Origin of the sequence: Streptomyces hawaiiensis, from assembly GCF_004803895.1 — a bacterium.
GTDB classification, from domain to species: Bacteria; Actinomycetota; Actinomycetes; order Streptomycetales; family Streptomycetaceae; genus Streptomyces; species Streptomyces hawaiiensis.
Genome location: NZ_CP021978.1, coordinates 3,324,606 through 3,338,706 on the forward strand (window position 1 = coordinate 3,324,606; position 14,101 = coordinate 3,338,706).

The window sequence follows — 14,101 nt, forward strand, 5'->3', positions numbered from 1 at the left end:
GGAACCTTTCCGGAAATACGCCAGGGGAACTCCTCCATCATCGCGCACGCCCACTGCGGGCAACCCGGGGGGCGATCTCTGCGTCTTTGAGGTCCGGAGGCGCCCCTGGGGAGCGCGCACACGCCGTAAAGTGGCACGGCCGACCGGGCTACGCGTGAAGACGAAGGGGGAGGACGATCGGATGCCGCATACCGAGACACCGGGCACCGAGGCGGCCCCCACGCCCAGGCTGCGCTGGTGGACCGAGCTGCCGCTGATCCTGCTGGTGTACGCGTGCTACTCGGCCGGCCGGCTCCTCGCCCGCGGCGACGTCTCCGGCGCCGTCGACCACGGTCTGACGATCCTGCGCTTCGAGAAGGCGCTGTATCTCAACTTCGAGCATCCGCTGAACCGCCTCTTCACGCGCGAGGCCTGGATAGGCATACCCGCCGACTTCTGGTACGCCTCGCTGCACTACCTGGTCACGCCGGCCGTCCTGGTGTGGCTCTTCCGGTCCCGGGCCGTGCGCTACCGCGCCGCGCGCACCTGGCTGATGACGTCCACCCTCATCGGCCTGATCGGCTTCACACTGCTGCCGACCTGCCCGCCCCGGCTCCTCGACGCGAGCCACGGCTTCGTGGACACGATGGCGCAGTACAGCTCGTACGGCTGGTGGGGTGGTGCCGCGAGCGCCCCGCGTGGCATGGGGGACATGACCAACCAGTACGCGGCCATGCCGAGTCTGCACGTGGGCTGGGCCCTGTGGTGCGGCGTGATGCTGTGGCGCCACGGCGGTACGCGCGCGGCGAAGACGGCCGGTGTCGCCTACCCCCTGATCACGACGATCGTGGTCATGGGCACCGCCAACCACTACTTCCTCGACGCGGCAGCGGGCGCGGCCGTCATGGGCGTCGGGCTGCTGCTGGCGCCGTTCGTGACGCGCGCCGCGGACGGGGTCAAGGCACGGTTCGTGCGGCAGACCGCACCAGTCGCGGTGGACTCTTCCGCCGCGGGTTCCTCGATTGTCAGTGCCGGATGCCAGACTTCCGCGGGTGAGCGAATTCCACGGCAGCGCGAGTCGCGGCTCGGAGCGGGAGCCGAGCCGGGTGCCTCCCCCAAGGACGCGGGGGACGGCGCTCCGGCAGCGGCTCGCTGAGCTGCGCGGCCCCGACGTACCCGCGAAGGCACTGGACGCGCGCGCTCTGGCGGCGCTGGCCGCCAACCCCGGTTGTGAGCGGCGCGCGATCCTCGACGGCGCCGGGGTGAACAAGGCGGCGCTGGCGAGCGCGCTGGGCTCGCCGTCGGCCTTCGGGCAGTCGCAGTTCGCGCTCACCCGGGGCAACGCCTTCGAGGCGAAGGTCAAGGCCGACGGCGGCGCGGAGCTGCTGCGGCTGGTGCACGAGAAGCTCGACCGATCCGCCGAACCGCCCGCAGAGGCGCGCGTGCCGGACCTGACGGCGACCGGCCCCCAGGGGCGCACGGCCCGTACGGAGCTGGAGCTGCGGGAAGCCGCCGCGCATCCGGGCGCGTGGACGCTGCTCGACCATCCGATGCTCGCGCTGGACGTCGCGGGCTCCCCCGCGTTCCTGGAGCCGGACGCGGTGGTGGTGCACCCGGACGGCAGCTGGACGGTGGTGGAGATCAAGTCGTTCCCGCTGCTGGACGGTTCGGCGGACCCGGCGAAGGTCGGGGCGGCGGCCCGGCAGGCGGCGGTGTACGTACTGGCGCTGGAGGAGGTCGCGGCACGCCTCGGCGCGGAGCCGGAGGGGCGCGCCCCGGACGGGGCCCCGGCCCCGCGCGTGCGGCACCGGATCCTGCTGGTCTGCCCCAGGGACTTCTCCAATCTGCCGGCCGCGTCCGCCGTCGACATCCGCAAGCAGCGGGCGGTGACGGCCCGCCAGCTCGCCCGGCTGACCCGCATCGAGGACATCGCCGCCGAGCTGCCCGAGGGCACGTGTTTCTCGCCGGAGCTGCCCGCCGAGGAGCTGACGGCGGCCGTGGAGTCGGTGCCGGCGACGTACGCGCCCGAGTGCCTGTCCGCGTGCGAGCTGGCCTTCCACTGCCGGACCCGCTCCCGCCAGGCGGGAGCGGTGACCTCGCTCGGGCGCCCGGTCCGGGCGGAGCTCGGCGGTCTGACGACCGTGGAGGAGGTCCTCGCGGCCGCGCGCGGCGAGGCGGGCGATCCCGACGACCCGGCCGTGGCGGCCCTGCGACGGGCTGCCGCCCTGCGCGCCGAGGCACTGGAGGCGGCGTGTCGCTGATCTCCACCCTGGCCCGCCTCGAAGCCGTCAGCACGGGCCGCGCCCAGCCCGCCGCCACCGTCCGGCACCGGCATCTCGGCGACCGGCCGCTGGTGTTCGTGCCGCTGACCACCGCCGGTGAGGCCGGCGCCCCGCTCGGGGCGCTGGTCGGCACCGACCGGGACGCGCCGCGTCTGCTGGCCGTCCCGCAGCCCCGCGACCGTGACCTGAGGTTCGCGTTCCTGGCCGAGCTGGCCGACGTCGTGCTGCCGTACGTCGACTCCTACGCCGAGGCCGTGGAGCCCGCCGAGCGCACCGAGACCGATCCGGAGACCGGCAAGCGCGTCAAGGTCGAGGTCGACCTGTGCGCGGACGCGCCGCAGCTGATCGTGCCGAGCCGGGCGGGCATCGACCTGGTGCGGCTGCTGGGGCGTTCGACGCGGTTCCGGCGTACGGCGGAGCAGGATCCGGAGACCCCCTATCCGGCGCCGCCCCGGGTGCCGCTGCTCGGGCGGTGGCTGACGCACTTCGGGGAGCGGGCCCGGGTGCCCGGCTCCTCACTGCTGCTGGCGATGACCGATGTGCTGGGCCGGCACTGGGTGACCGGGCAGTCCACCCTGGAGGACCAGCACCTGGGGGCGCTGCTCGCCTGGATCGACCCGCCGGAGGGTGAAACCGGCGCCGAGGCCGCGCTGCGGGCCGAACTGGAGCGGGACGCGCAGGGCCAGCTGACGTGCCCGCCGGCCGGTCCGGCCACCGACCCGGCGTTCGACAACAAGCTGCTCGCCCCGGCCATCGAGCGCTACGACCGTGCCCGCACCGCCCTCGCCGCCGCCGAGGACGGCCTGGAGGCCGACGACCGGCTCGGTGCGCTGACCGCCGCCGAGCGGGAGGTCCGCGACCTGGTGCTCAGCCGCACCCGGCCCACCTGGGACGCGGTCTGGCGGGGCCTGGACCTGCTGCGGGAGCTGCCCGAGGGCGCGCGGGCCGAGGAGCGGTGGACGCGCGACCGCTGGTCGTTCACCGGCCACCGCGACCGGGTGCTGGCAGGCGAGCCCCCGCAGCCGCGCCGCGACGACGCGGTCACCGCGGCGAACAAGCTCGCCACACGCGAGCGCGAACAGGCCCGGCTGGAGGCTCAGGAGGCCCTCGACGACCCGCTGGTGATGGCGGGACGGCGGCTGTCCGGGGAGGCGTTCGCGGGCGAGGTCACCGATGTCGTGATGGCGTACAGCGACGGCAAGCGGCCGAGCCCCCGCCCCCTGGTGACGGTGCGCACGGACGACCGGCCGCAGCTCGGCGAGCGGACGAAGGTGTACCGGTCGCTGGGCGGGAAGCCGCAGTCGGCCGAGTTCGTCGCGGACGAGGAGGACGGCGCGTACGTCGTGCTGCGGGTCCTCGACAAGATGGGCCGCGGCAAGGAGCCCGAGCCGGGCTCGGTGCCGGAGAAGGGCGACCGGGTCTGCTTCACGCTCTTCGAGCACGAGCAGCGGGGCGGCGCGAAGCTGCCCGACCCGGAGGAGACGCCGTGGACGCACGGCGGGCCGCCCGGTGAGGCGGCCCTGGAGGCCGCCGACCCGGTGACCGCGGAGGATGTGCTGTGACCACGGTGTTCGACCCCTCGGCCGCCGCGGCCCGGGCCACCGACGCGATCCTGCACGACACGCTGCACGGCACCGCGCGCGGTGTCGTCGTGGACTCCCCGCCGGGCGCGGGCAAGTCCACACTGGTGGTCCGCGCGGCGCTGGAACTGGCGGAGGCGGGCCACCCGCTGATGGTGGTCGCGCAGACCAACGCCCAGGTCGACGACCTGGTCCTGCGGCTCGCCGGGAAGAACCCCGAGCTGCCGGTGGGCCGGCTGCACAGCAGCGACTCCGACCCGTACGACAAGGCGCTCGACGACCTGCCGAACGTACGCAAGTCGGCCAAGGCGGGCGACCTCGCCGGGCTGGCCGTGGTGATCTCGACGGCGGCGAAGTGGGCGCACGTCAAGGTCGACGAGCCGTGGCGGCACGCGATCGTCGACGAGGCGTACCAGATGCGCTCGGACGCGCTGCTCGCGGTGGCCGGGCTGTTCGAGCGGGCGCTGTTCGTGGGTGACCCGGGGCAGCTCGACCCGTTCGCGATCGTGGGCAGCGAGCAGTGGGCGGGCCTGACGTACGACCCGTCGGCCTCGGCGGTGACGACCCTGCTCGCGCACAACCCGGACCTGCCCCAGCACCGCCTGCCGGTCTCCTGGCGGCTCCCGGCCTCCGCGGCGCCCCTGGTCTCGGACGCGTTCTACCCGTACACGCCGTTCCGCAGCGGCACCGGCCCGGGCGAGCGGACCCTGGCCTTCGGCGTGCCGTCGGACGGCTCGGGCCCCGACCGGGTGATCGACGAGGCGGCCGAGTCGGGCTGGGGCCTGCTGGAACTGCCCGCCCGGCACACGCCGCGCACGGACCCGGAGGCGGTCCGCGCGGTGGCGACGGTCGTGCGGCGCCTGCTGGACCGGGCGGGCGCGGCCACCTCGGAGCGCTCTCCCGTCCCCTCCCCCCTCACCGCCGACCGGATCGCCGTCGGGACGGCCCACCGGGACCAGGCGGCCGCGATCCGCGCGGCCCTGGCCACCCTCGGCGTCACCGACGTGGTCGTGGACACGGCGAACCGGCTGCAGGGCCGCGAGTACGACGTCACGGTGGTCCTCCACCCCCTCTCCGGCCGCCCCGACGCCACGGCCTTCCACCTGGAGACGGGCCGCCTCTGCGTCCTGGCCTCCCGCCACCGGCACGCCTGCATCGTGGTCTGCCGAGCGGGGGTGACCGACCTCCTGGACGACTATCCGTCGACGGAGCCGGTGCAGCTGGGGACGGTGGTGAAGTTTCCGGACGGGTGGGAGGCGAATCACGCGGTGCTGGCCCATCTGGCGGAGCACCGGGTGGCATGGCCAGCATGACCGGCACCACAAGACACCCCTCCCCACCCACCTCACCGCCGGCCGGAGGCCGGCACGCCGCCGGAGGCGGCCGATGAACACAGCCCGGACGGGTGGGAGGCGAATCACGCGGTTCTGGCCCATCTGGCGGAGCACCGGGTGGCATGGCGAGCATGACCGGCACCACATCACGCGGCGCTGGCGCGTCCGGCGGAGCACCGGGTGGCATGGCGCCCGTGATCTGGCCGGAACTCGACACGTCCCGGACGCCGTGACGAACACCGGGTGGTGTGACAGCCGTATCCACTACGGCGATGCCCACTTGCGCGCCCGCGAGACAATGGACGGTGGCCCACTCCACCTGGGAGACCCCCCGCCCGCGGGGCAGGGCCGGCACGATGTACGAGGAGGAGAAGACATGGCGGAGCCCACGCCGCGTCGGAACGAACCGCGGCTACGCCCCGCGCCCCTGCTCTTCGAGCCTGCGGAGGCGGCCTCCGACCCTGAGCACTTCTTCGACCTCGAGTCGATCGACGACCCCCGGGCCCTCCTGGCCCGGGCGACGGAGCTGACGCTGGCGTTCCGGGCCGCGGCGGACCGGGCGGTGGAGTTCCAGGCGATGGCGGCGGCGCAGCTGGCCGATCCGCGGAGGTTCGACCGGCTGACGACCGCGGACATCGCCGAGCGGGCCGAGTGGACCGAGGACTATGCCAAGAAGATGGTGGAGTTCGGGCGGGATCTGATGCGGGGCGACGCCGAGGGCCGGGGGCCTGGCGACACCGCCTGACACCGGCCCTTCCCGATCACATGGCATATGCCAGGCGGGCAAGATACCCCTCACCGCACCCTGCTGTCCCGATTTCCCGCAACCCAGGGAAACCGGGCGCTCACGGCGGGTAGACCTGGATGCCATGAGCAGCGCATGGAACGCCTCCGATGTCACCCCGGCCGGGGCCGCCTGGCTCGCCTCGGCAGGAACGTATCCGCGAAGCACACTCGCCCTCTGGGAGGAGCGGCCGGACGCACCGGTCGTGCTGCCCTGCGGGTCGGTCTTCGACGTGGTCAGCGCACCCGCGATGTTCGGCCGGCGGATGCTCGACCGGCTGTGGGACGACGGCCCGGGCTCGGGGCCGGTCGCGGAGTTCCGGGGCCGGATCCTGCTGTTCGCCGCCCCGGGGACGGCTCAGCGGCTCCCCGCGCTGCTGGAGTGGGAGGAGTGGGGCGCGCGGGACAGCAGGGAAGCCACCCGTACGGACGCCGTACCGCCGCTGCTGTGCCACGGCACCGGCGACGCGGTGACCGTCCCGGCACCGTCGGAGGGCACCTCCCCCACCGTCCCGGCACCGTCGGAGAGCACCTCCCCCACCGGCCCGGCACCGTCGGAGAGCACCCCCCTCACCGGCCCGGCGCCCGCCGGGACCACAGCCCCCACCCGCTCCGCTTCCCGCTGGCTCGTCGCCCCCGACACCCGTCAGCCCTGGCTCCCCGGGCCCGAGGCACTGCTGTGGGCGGCCATCCGGGCGGCCCGTTCCGCCGTGCGGATTTCGATTTTTCCTCCCGCCGACCGTGATGCTAAGGTCTACGACGTCAGCAGGCGCCGCTAGCTCAGTTGGTTAGAGCAGCTGACTCTTAATCAGCGGGTCCGGGGTTCGAGTCCCTGGCGGCGCACAGACGGTGAAAGGCCCCTCGCGAGAGCGAGGGGCCTTTTCTCTTGTCCCGAAACCCGTCAGCGCCCCACCGCGATCTTCACCGTCCACGCCCCCGAAGCCGTGCGCCCTTCCACCTTCACCCGCACCCCCTCCCCGGGGACAGTGAAGCTCTCCCCGATGCCGATCGGCGCGTCCGCGAGGGGCGGGTAGACGGAGTCCTCCCAGCACGCGTCGGTGCGCGGATGGGCGTCGATCACCTCGATGGGCCCACCCCCGGACTGCGCCCCGCCCCGCACCCGGTACACGAGCACCCCCTGCCGGCAGGCGGCCACGTCGTTGCCCACCGGCCCCCGCGCCTCGAAGGCGAGCACGCTGTCGGGCCCCGTCCGCAGCACCGCGAGCTTGGTGCCCCGCCCGAGACCGAAGGCCGGTCCCCCCGCGGCCCCGGCCGCCGGCACCCCCGGCCCCGCCGCCAGCGGCTCCAGGGTCAGCCGGGCGGGCCCGGCGTCCTGCACGCACCGCACCTGCCGCGGATCCAGCCAGCCCAGCTTCCACTTGTGCCAAGCGAAGAGGTCCGGGGCGAGTCCGAACTGGCTGCCCATCAGGTCCCAGTCGCCGACGTGCGTGTCCCAGTCGCCCTTGCCGTCCGTGGGCCGGTGGTACAGGTCGGGCAGATCGAACACGTGCCCGGTCTCGTGGGCCAGGACGAGCCGGTCCGGTGGGTGCTGCTCGAACACCGTGACGATCCGGCGCAGGTCGGTGCCGTCGGCCCGCAGCGGGCTCGTCAGGTTCACCACCTTGGTCGCGTCGGAGTCCACGCCGGGCGCGTCCGGGTCGGCGACGAAGTACACGACGTCATAGTCCGAGAAGTCCACCTGCGGGTCGGTCACGGAGAGGGCGTCGCGCAGATAGGCGGCCCTGTGCTCGGGGCTCCAGTCGCGCTGTATGTCGTAGGCGGTGGAGGGCCGCGGCATCTGGATCCAGTGCCCGAGCGGGTGCGGGCGCAGGGTGAAACGGCCGTAGGAAGCGCGTTCGAAGAAGCGGGTGGTGGCCGGGAAGTGGTCGGCGGTCAGCTCCTGCGGCGTAGTCAGCGGGTGGGAGTCCGGGAAGGACAGGAAGACCATGACCGCGTCCAGGGACCGGGCCGGACGCGGATAGGCCGCGTTCCAGGTGTCCAGGCCCTCCGAGTGGTGGGCGTCGGTGCGCGTCAGGGCGCAGGGCGCGGCCGAGTCGGGCCCCGCGGCCGAGGGGCCGGCGCCGAGGGAGGTGGCGGCGAGCGCCGACATGGTGGTGAACACGGCCGCGGTGCTGCGCAGTCGGGCGCGCGGAAACGGACGCGGCACGGGTACCTCCGGGTACGGTTCGCGGGACACCGCACCCAGCCTGTGATGATTTGTCGTACCACGTCCTGTTTGCCTGCACCGGTCGGGTGAAGGGGGCGAAAAATCCCGGAAGCCGACACCCCCGAAGCACTCACAGAACGTCACAACTGGTCGGGGGCCTGAAGTAGCCGTCCAGGTGCGTGCAGAAACGATCTGGCAGAAGGGCCGGTTGGCCGAGGAGACTGGACACCGGCTGGAAGGCCCTGGGGCCAGCCTCTATGATCGGCACACTTTCCTGACCTTTCCTGCACGGACAGAGATCGAATACATGCGGGAGCGAGCGGTGAGCGGAACCTCCGAAGGGCCGGCGCCCGCGGCAGACCTGGATCGGCCGGTCGTCACAGAGAGTGAGATCGACACGTCTCCCCGTACCGAGCCCCCGTCCCGGCTGCCCTACCGCTCCGTCTTCACGGCCGCCCCGCTCGCCATGGCCGTCGTGGACCGCGAGGGCACGGTCGTCAGCGCCAACGACTCGCTCGCCGCGCTGCTCGGTGGCAGCCCGGACGCGCTCGCCGGGTCCGTCGCCGCCGACCTGGTCGACCTCACCTCCGACGCCCGCACCTGGCACGCCTACCGCGAGGTGCTGCGCGGACGGCAGTCCCGGCTGCGCTGCACACGCCGGCTCAAGCACCCGGACGGGCACTCGCTGTGGGTGCAGGTGACGGTCGCCCCGCTGCCCGACGAGGACCTCGGCGTGCTGCTGTCCGTCGCCGACATCAGTGCCCGCCGGGAACTGCAGGCCCGGCTGCGGCACTTGCAGATGCACGACCCGGTGACCCGGCTGCCCAACCGCACACTGTTCTTCGAACGCCTGTCGGCCGCGCTGGAGGCGGAGTCGTACGAGCAGAGCGGCACGGGCCGGATCGGGCTGTGCTACCTGGACCTGGACGGCTTCAAGGCCATCAACGACACCCTCGGCCACCGGGTCGGCGACCGGCTGCTGGCCGCCGTCGCCGAGCGGCTCACACGCTGCGCGGACGAAGCCGGCCACTCACGGACCAGCATCCCGCTGGTGGCCCGGCTCGGCGGGGACGAGTTCGCGCTGCTCGTCGAGGACTCCACGGGCACCGAACAGCTGGCCGAGCTGGCCGAGTCGGCGCTGCGGGCGGTCCAGGACCCGTTCGACATCTCCGGCCAGCGGCTGTCGGTCTCGGCGTCGATCGGTGTCGTGGAGCGGCACGCGGCGGGCACCACCCCCACCGCGCTGATGCAGGCGGCGGACACGACGCTGTACTGGGCGAAGGCCGACGGCAAGGCCCGCTGGACCCTGTTCGACCCGGAGCGCAACGCCCACCGCATGACCCGCCAGGCCCTCGCCTCCACGCTCCGCCCGGCCATCGACCGGGGCGAGTTCCAGCTGGAGTACCAGCCGCTGGTGGGCATGGAGGACGACCGGCTGCACGGGGTCGAGGCGCTCATCCGCTGGAATCATCCTCAGTTCGGCGTACTGACGCCGAATCGGTTCATCGGACTTGCGGAGGAGGACGGTTCGATCGTCCCGCTGGGCCGCTGGGTGCTCCGTACGGCCTGCGGGCAGGCCCGCCGCTGGCAGCTGGACCACCCGGACGACCCGCCGATCTTCGTCAGCGTGAACGTGGCGGTGCGCCAGGTCTGGGACTCGGACCTGGTGGCGGACGTCGCGGAGACCCTGACCGAGACGGGGCTCGCACCGCACCTGCTCCAGCTGGAGCTGACGGAGTCGGCCGTGATGGGCTCGGCGGGCCGACCGTTGCAGACCCTGAAGGCGCTCAGCGACATGGGTGTCCGCATCGCCATCGACGACTTCGGCACCGGCTACTCGAACCTCGCGTACCTGAGCCGGCTGCCGGTGTCGGTGCTGAAGCTGGACGGATCGTTCGTGCGCGGCTTCCAGTACGACGACCGGGAGGCGGCCGCCCGGGCGAACCCGGCCGACGAGGTCGTCGTCGAGGCGATGATCCAGCTCGCGCACCGGCTCGGGCTGACCGTCACGGCCGAGTGCGTGGAGACCTCGGCCCAGGCGACCCGGCTGCGCAGCATCGGCTGCGACACCGGACAGGGCTGGCTCTACTCCCGTCCGGTGCCGCCGGATCGCATCTCCGAGCTGCTGGGCACGCCGGATGTTCAGGCGGGCGTCGGCAACCCGTAGGCATCGGCGATGAGTTCGTAGGAGCGGACGCGGACGTCCCCGCCGTGTGCGTTGGCCGTGATCATCAGCTCGTCGGCGCCGGTGCGCTTGGCGAGGTCGTCCAGGCCGGAGCGGACCTCGTCGGGGGTGCCGTGGATGACGTTGGCGTTCCAGGAGTCGACGAAGTCGCGCTCCATGGGGCTGAACTCGTGGGCCTCCGCCTCCCGAGGGCTGGGCACGAGGCCGGGGCGGCCGGTGCGCAGCCGGACCATGCTGAGGGCGGCGGCGAGCACCTGTCGGCGGGCCTCCTTCTCCTCGTCGGCGGCGAGCGCGGAGACGCCGATGAGGGCGTACGGCTGGTCGAGCACGGCGGAGGGCTGGAAGGACTCCCGGTACAGGTCGAGTGCCGGGACGGTGTTCTGCGCCGAGAAGTGGTGCGCGAAGGCGAAGGGCAGCCCCAGGGCACCGGCGAGGCGGGCGCTGAAGCCGGAGGAGCCGAGCAGCCAGACCGGTGGGCGGTGCGGGGACTGGACGCCGCCGGGGGACGTGGCCTGGACCGGACCGGGTACGGCGTGGATGCGGCGGTAGGGGTGCCCGTCGGGGAAGTCGTCGTCGAGGAACCGGATCAGCTCGGCGAGCTGCTGCGGGAAGTCGTCGGCGCCTTCGCCCAGCCGTTCCGTACGGCGCAGGGCGGCGGCCGTGGCGCCGTCCGTGCCGGGGGCGCGGCCGAGGCCGAGGTCGACCCGGCCCGGGGCCATGGCCTCCAGCGTCCCGAACTGCTCGGCGATCACGAGCGGGGCGTGGTTGGGCAGCATCACACCGCCCGACCCGAGCCGGATGCGGTCGGTGTGGGCGGCGAGGTGGGCCAGGATCACGGCCGGGGACGAGGAGGCCACGCCCGGCATGGAGTGGTGCTCGGCGACCCAGTACCGGTGGAAGCCGCGGTTCTCCGCGAGACGGGCCAGGTCGACGCTGGTGCGCAGGGCGTCGGAGGCGGTGCGGCCGGCCCCTACGGTGACCAGGTCCAGTACGGAGAGGGGGACGGGGGCGCTGCCCTGTGCTGCGCCGCGTATCTCGTCGCCGTGTGTCTCGTCTGCCGCCACGGTGGGGTGCCTCCTGCTGTGGGCCGTGTGCTGTCCTTCCGCCCCTAACAGGGGACTGTCTCCGGTTATTCCCGGGCAGCTGCTCCGAGGACTGTCAGGCGGCCCGTTCCCAGTCGCTCCGCGCGCTGCCCTGCGGGGGTGGGCGGTCGGCCTTCTCGCGGGCCCGCAGGACGCTCCACGCGAGGGCGGTCGCGCAGGTGAGCCACCAGGGCAGGGGCCACACGACACCCCACCAGCGGACCTGGGGATCGAGGAAGGCGTCCACGGCGGCGGAGGCCATGGCTGCGGCCAGGCACCAGCACAGCAGGCGCCCGGCCAGCCGGACAGCGCTTGCAGAGGATCTGAACGGGCCCGGTTCGGCCATCGGGGAGTCCTTCACGGCACGACTGGCTGCGGACGTGGCCAGTGTGCACGGGATGGACAACTGAAGGGGAACGCGCTTTCGGTCGACCCAGGGGCCGTGCGAGGTGGCGGAGTAGAGCATTCCTCAGCTTCGGGCGGGGTGTTGGGGCATCTTCGCCCCGGTCTGTCCCGAAGAAGGGGTGGGACCGATTCCGGCCCGTATGGAGGGTGCGTTCGAGGGCACGGCCCCTTTCCTCAACCGCCCCGGGGCACTTGGACTTCATGACGACTGGGGCGCACCGGGTGGCGCGAGCGGCCGGCCGCCTCAAGGCGGCGTTCACGGTGGCCGTCGGCATGAATCTGGCCGAGGCCGTCTGGGACCCGGGTGGCATGGTCTGGGCGGCAGCCCGACTGGCAGCCACCACGCTCTTCACCATCGCCCTCGTCGCGTACGTCGCGCTGCGGGTGCTGGAGTGGCGTCGCACGAGGAGCGAACGTCCATGAGCGGGAACAGGGCCGACCTGCGCGACCGTCGGCGTGGCGCGGGCGCGGCGGGTCTTTTCGGGGCCGTGGTCGCCGGGCCGCAGCAGCTGTTCGACTCAGGGATCGGCTGGGACTTCCTCCTGGCCATGGCCGTCGGGGCCCTCGCCGGCGGAGCCGTCGGCTTCGCGTTCCCCTCCGTCCTTCCCCGTCGCCGCCGGGAGCGGCCCGCCGTCCCGCCACCGCCGTATCCCCCGCCCCCGCCACCGGAACGGAGGGCATGAACCACGTCCGAGGTCCGGCCCCCGCGCCGCCCTCGGCAGTGGTGGCGGGCGGCGCGGGTCATGCCCGTCGGCCTCAGGCCTGGACGATCGGTTCCCTCGTGAAGAGGGCGCCCAGCTCCGGCGCGTTCACCCGCCGGTCCGCCAGGCGCAGGGCCTCCCAGACCGTGACCTGGTTGGCGGTGAGGACCGGCTTGCCGAGTTCCTTTTCCATGGCCGGGATGTGGGCCGCCGTGTGCAGGGCCGTGTCGGGGAGGAGGAGGGCCTCGGCGTCGGGGTGGTCGGAGTTCCGGGCCAGGGCGAGGAGTTCGCTCTCGCCCCACGTGCCGACCTCGGCGGCCGTGATGATGCCCGAGCTGCTGACCGACACGACCTCCACGCCGGCCGAGCGGAGGAAGTCGGCGAAGAGCCGCGCCACGTCCTCCGGGTACGTCGCTCCGATGGCGACCCTGCGCGCCCCCAGTTCCCGCACCGCGTGCGCGAACGCGAAGGACGTGGACGAGGCGGGCAGGCCGGCCGTCTGCGCCAGGGCGCGAACCTGCTCCTGCGCGCCGTCCCAGCCGTAGACGAAGCTGCCGCTCGTGCAGGCCCAGACCACGGCGTCCGCACCGGCGTGCCGCAGCTCCTGGACGCCCGCCGCCAGCCGCCCGGCGGAGCCCATCTCGAGCAGCGCGTCCACCCGGTGCGCGTCCTCACCGATGTCGGTGTGCACCAGCTCCACCCGGACGTCGCTGCCCAGCAACTGCTCGATGCGCGGATAGTCGTCCTCGGCGGAGTGGCCCGGGTAGAGAAATCCCAGTGCTGTCATGTCCAGCCTTCCTGCTGCTGCTCTTCTTCCGGCACTACGGGACCGGGGTCCGCCCCCGGTGGTACGGGACCGGAACGCGCCGCCGGATTGATCAGCGCTTGGTACGGCCCCACCGCACGGGTACCCAGTCGGCGCAGCGCCGCCCACATCGTCACTTGGTTGGCCGAGATCACGGGGATGCGCAGCTCGGCCTCCAACTGGGGGATCACGTCGTACGTGGGCAGGTTGGTGCAGCTGATGAACAGCGCGTCGGCGTCGTCGCGGACGGCCTGCCGCGCCATGTCCACCACCTCCCGGTAGGGGACCTTCCAGATGTGCCGGGTCAGCCCCATGAAGGCGCAGCCGGAGATCGTGACGCCCGCCTGGGCGACGTAGGCCTCCAGGGACCGCGTCACCGAGACCGTGTAGGGCGTCACCAGCGCCACCCGCCGTACGTCCAGCTCGACCAGGGCCTCCAGCAGCGCGCCGGAGGTGGTGATCGCCGGTACGGCACCGGCCCGGCTCATCGCCTCGCACATCGCCCGCTCGCCCATCGTGCCGCCGACGAAGCTGCCGGACGTGCAGGCGTAGGCCACGACCTCGGGGGCGATCGCGTTGAGCGTGCGGACCGCCTCGCTCAGCGTCTCGTGCTCGCTGACCAGGCGGGCCAGGTCCAGACTCACCTCGACCGGCACGAACGGTGTGCGGGTCATATGGAGGGAGACCTCGTCCGGCACCCAGCGCCACAGCTCGCGGTCGAGGGCGAAGTCGAAGGGGGCGACGACGCCGACCCCGCGCTGCGGGCTGGGCCCGCCGAGAAATGAGACGTCCATGGCA

At 73.2% G+C, this 14,101-nt stretch carries 14 protein-coding genes and 1 tRNA gene; 10 read left to right on the forward strand and 5 right to left on the reverse strand.

Going from position 1 to position 14,101, the window contains the following annotated elements; all coding sequences use genetic code 11:
* Positions 1-181 precede the first annotated feature (181 nt).
* From CEB94_RS15215 to CEB94_RS15245, 7 genes are all read left to right on the forward strand, one after another.
* Complete coding sequence (locus CEB94_RS15215; RefSeq protein ID WP_175432746.1) at positions 182-1,135, forward strand: phosphatase PAP2 family protein; 954 nt, start codon at positions 182-184, stop codon at positions 1,133-1,135.
* Positions 1,086-2,240, forward strand: a complete 1,155-nt coding sequence (locus CEB94_RS15220) for a hypothetical protein (protein WP_175437010.1) — start codon at positions 1,086-1,088, stop codon at positions 2,238-2,240. Before CEB94_RS15215 ends, CEB94_RS15220 begins: the two co-directional genes overlap by 50 nt.
* Positions 2,231-3,823 carry a hypothetical protein gene (locus tag CEB94_RS15225; RefSeq protein WP_175432747.1) on the forward strand — a complete coding sequence of 531 codons (1,593 nt, stop codon included), beginning with the start codon at positions 2,231-2,233 and terminating at the stop codon, positions 3,821-3,823. Before CEB94_RS15220 ends, CEB94_RS15225 begins: the two co-directional genes overlap by 10 nt.
* Positions 3,820-5,154 (forward strand): AAA domain-containing protein, encoded by a 1,335-nt coding sequence (locus CEB94_RS15230; RefSeq protein WP_175432748.1) that lies wholly within the window; start codon positions 3,820-3,822, stop codon positions 5,152-5,154. Before CEB94_RS15225 ends, CEB94_RS15230 begins: the two co-directional genes overlap by 4 nt.
* Positions 5,155-5,551: 397 nt before the next feature.
* Positions 5,552-5,920 carry a hypothetical protein gene (locus CEB94_RS15235; RefSeq protein WP_175432749.1) on the forward strand — a complete coding sequence of 123 codons (369 nt, stop codon included), beginning with the start codon at positions 5,552-5,554 and terminating at the stop codon, positions 5,918-5,920.
* A gap of 124 nt (positions 5,921-6,044) precedes the next feature.
* A complete protein-coding gene (locus CEB94_RS15240; protein WP_175432750.1) occupies positions 6,045-6,737 on the forward strand; it encodes a bifunctional DNA primase/polymerase in 693 nt (230 codons plus the stop codon).
* Positions 6,728-6,801: transfer RNA gene (locus CEB94_RS15245), tRNA-Lys, on the forward strand. Before CEB94_RS15240 ends, CEB94_RS15245 begins: the two co-directional genes overlap by 10 nt.
* Before the next feature lie 58 nt (positions 6,802-6,859).
* Here the strand turns inward: CEB94_RS15245 and CEB94_RS15250 are convergent.
* Positions 6,860-8,155 carry a M6 family metalloprotease domain-containing protein gene (locus tag CEB94_RS15250; RefSeq protein WP_246111804.1) on the reverse strand — a complete coding sequence of 432 codons (1,296 nt, stop codon included), beginning with the start codon at positions 8,153-8,155 and terminating at the stop codon, positions 6,860-6,862.
* 277 nt (positions 8,156-8,432) lie between these two features.
* On the opposite strand from CEB94_RS15250, the gene CEB94_RS15255 reads away from it, so the two are divergent.
* Complete coding sequence (locus CEB94_RS15255; RefSeq protein ID WP_175432751.1) at positions 8,433-10,292, forward strand: putative bifunctional diguanylate cyclase/phosphodiesterase; 1,860 nt, start codon at positions 8,433-8,435, stop codon at positions 10,290-10,292.
* On the opposite strand, the gene CEB94_RS15260 is transcribed toward CEB94_RS15255, so the two are convergent.
* A complete protein-coding gene (locus tag CEB94_RS15260) occupies positions 10,268-11,374 on the reverse strand; it encodes an LLM class flavin-dependent oxidoreductase (protein WP_175432752.1) in 1,107 nt (368 codons plus the stop codon). The two genes, CEB94_RS15255 and CEB94_RS15260, sit on opposite strands and share 25 nt — an antisense overlap.
* Before the next feature lie 94 nt (positions 11,375-11,468).
* Positions 11,469-11,738, reverse strand: coding sequence for a hypothetical protein (locus CEB94_RS15265; protein WP_175432753.1), 270 nt, complete (start codon positions 11,736-11,738; stop codon positions 11,469-11,471).
* Positions 11,739-11,998: 260 nt separating this feature from the next.
* Here CEB94_RS15265 and CEB94_RS15270 point away from each other — a divergent pair, with 260 nt between their 5' ends.
* On the forward strand, positions 11,999-12,220 hold the full coding sequence (locus CEB94_RS15270) for a hypothetical protein (protein ID WP_175432754.1): 222 nt from the start codon (positions 11,999-12,001) through the stop codon (positions 12,218-12,220).
* Positions 12,217-12,480: a hypothetical protein gene (locus CEB94_RS15275; protein WP_175432755.1), complete on the forward strand. Its 264-nt coding sequence runs from the start codon at positions 12,217-12,219 to the stop codon at positions 12,478-12,480. Before CEB94_RS15270 ends, CEB94_RS15275 begins: the two co-directional genes overlap by 4 nt.
* A gap of 73 nt (positions 12,481-12,553) precedes the next feature.
* On the opposite strand, the gene CEB94_RS15280 is transcribed toward CEB94_RS15275, so the two are convergent.
* Together CEB94_RS15280 and CEB94_RS15285 are read right to left on the reverse strand one after the other, a co-directional pair.
* Positions 12,554-13,285, reverse strand: a complete 732-nt coding sequence (locus tag CEB94_RS15280) for a maleate cis-trans isomerase family protein (RefSeq protein ID WP_175432756.1) — start codon at positions 13,283-13,285, stop codon at positions 12,554-12,556.
* Positions 13,282-14,097 carry a maleate cis-trans isomerase family protein gene (locus tag CEB94_RS15285; protein WP_175432757.1) on the reverse strand — a complete coding sequence of 272 codons (816 nt, stop codon included), beginning with the start codon at positions 14,095-14,097 and terminating at the stop codon, positions 13,282-13,284. The genes CEB94_RS15280 and CEB94_RS15285 overlap by 4 nt, the downstream gene beginning before the upstream one ends.
* Positions 14,098-14,101: the final 4 nt, after the last annotated feature.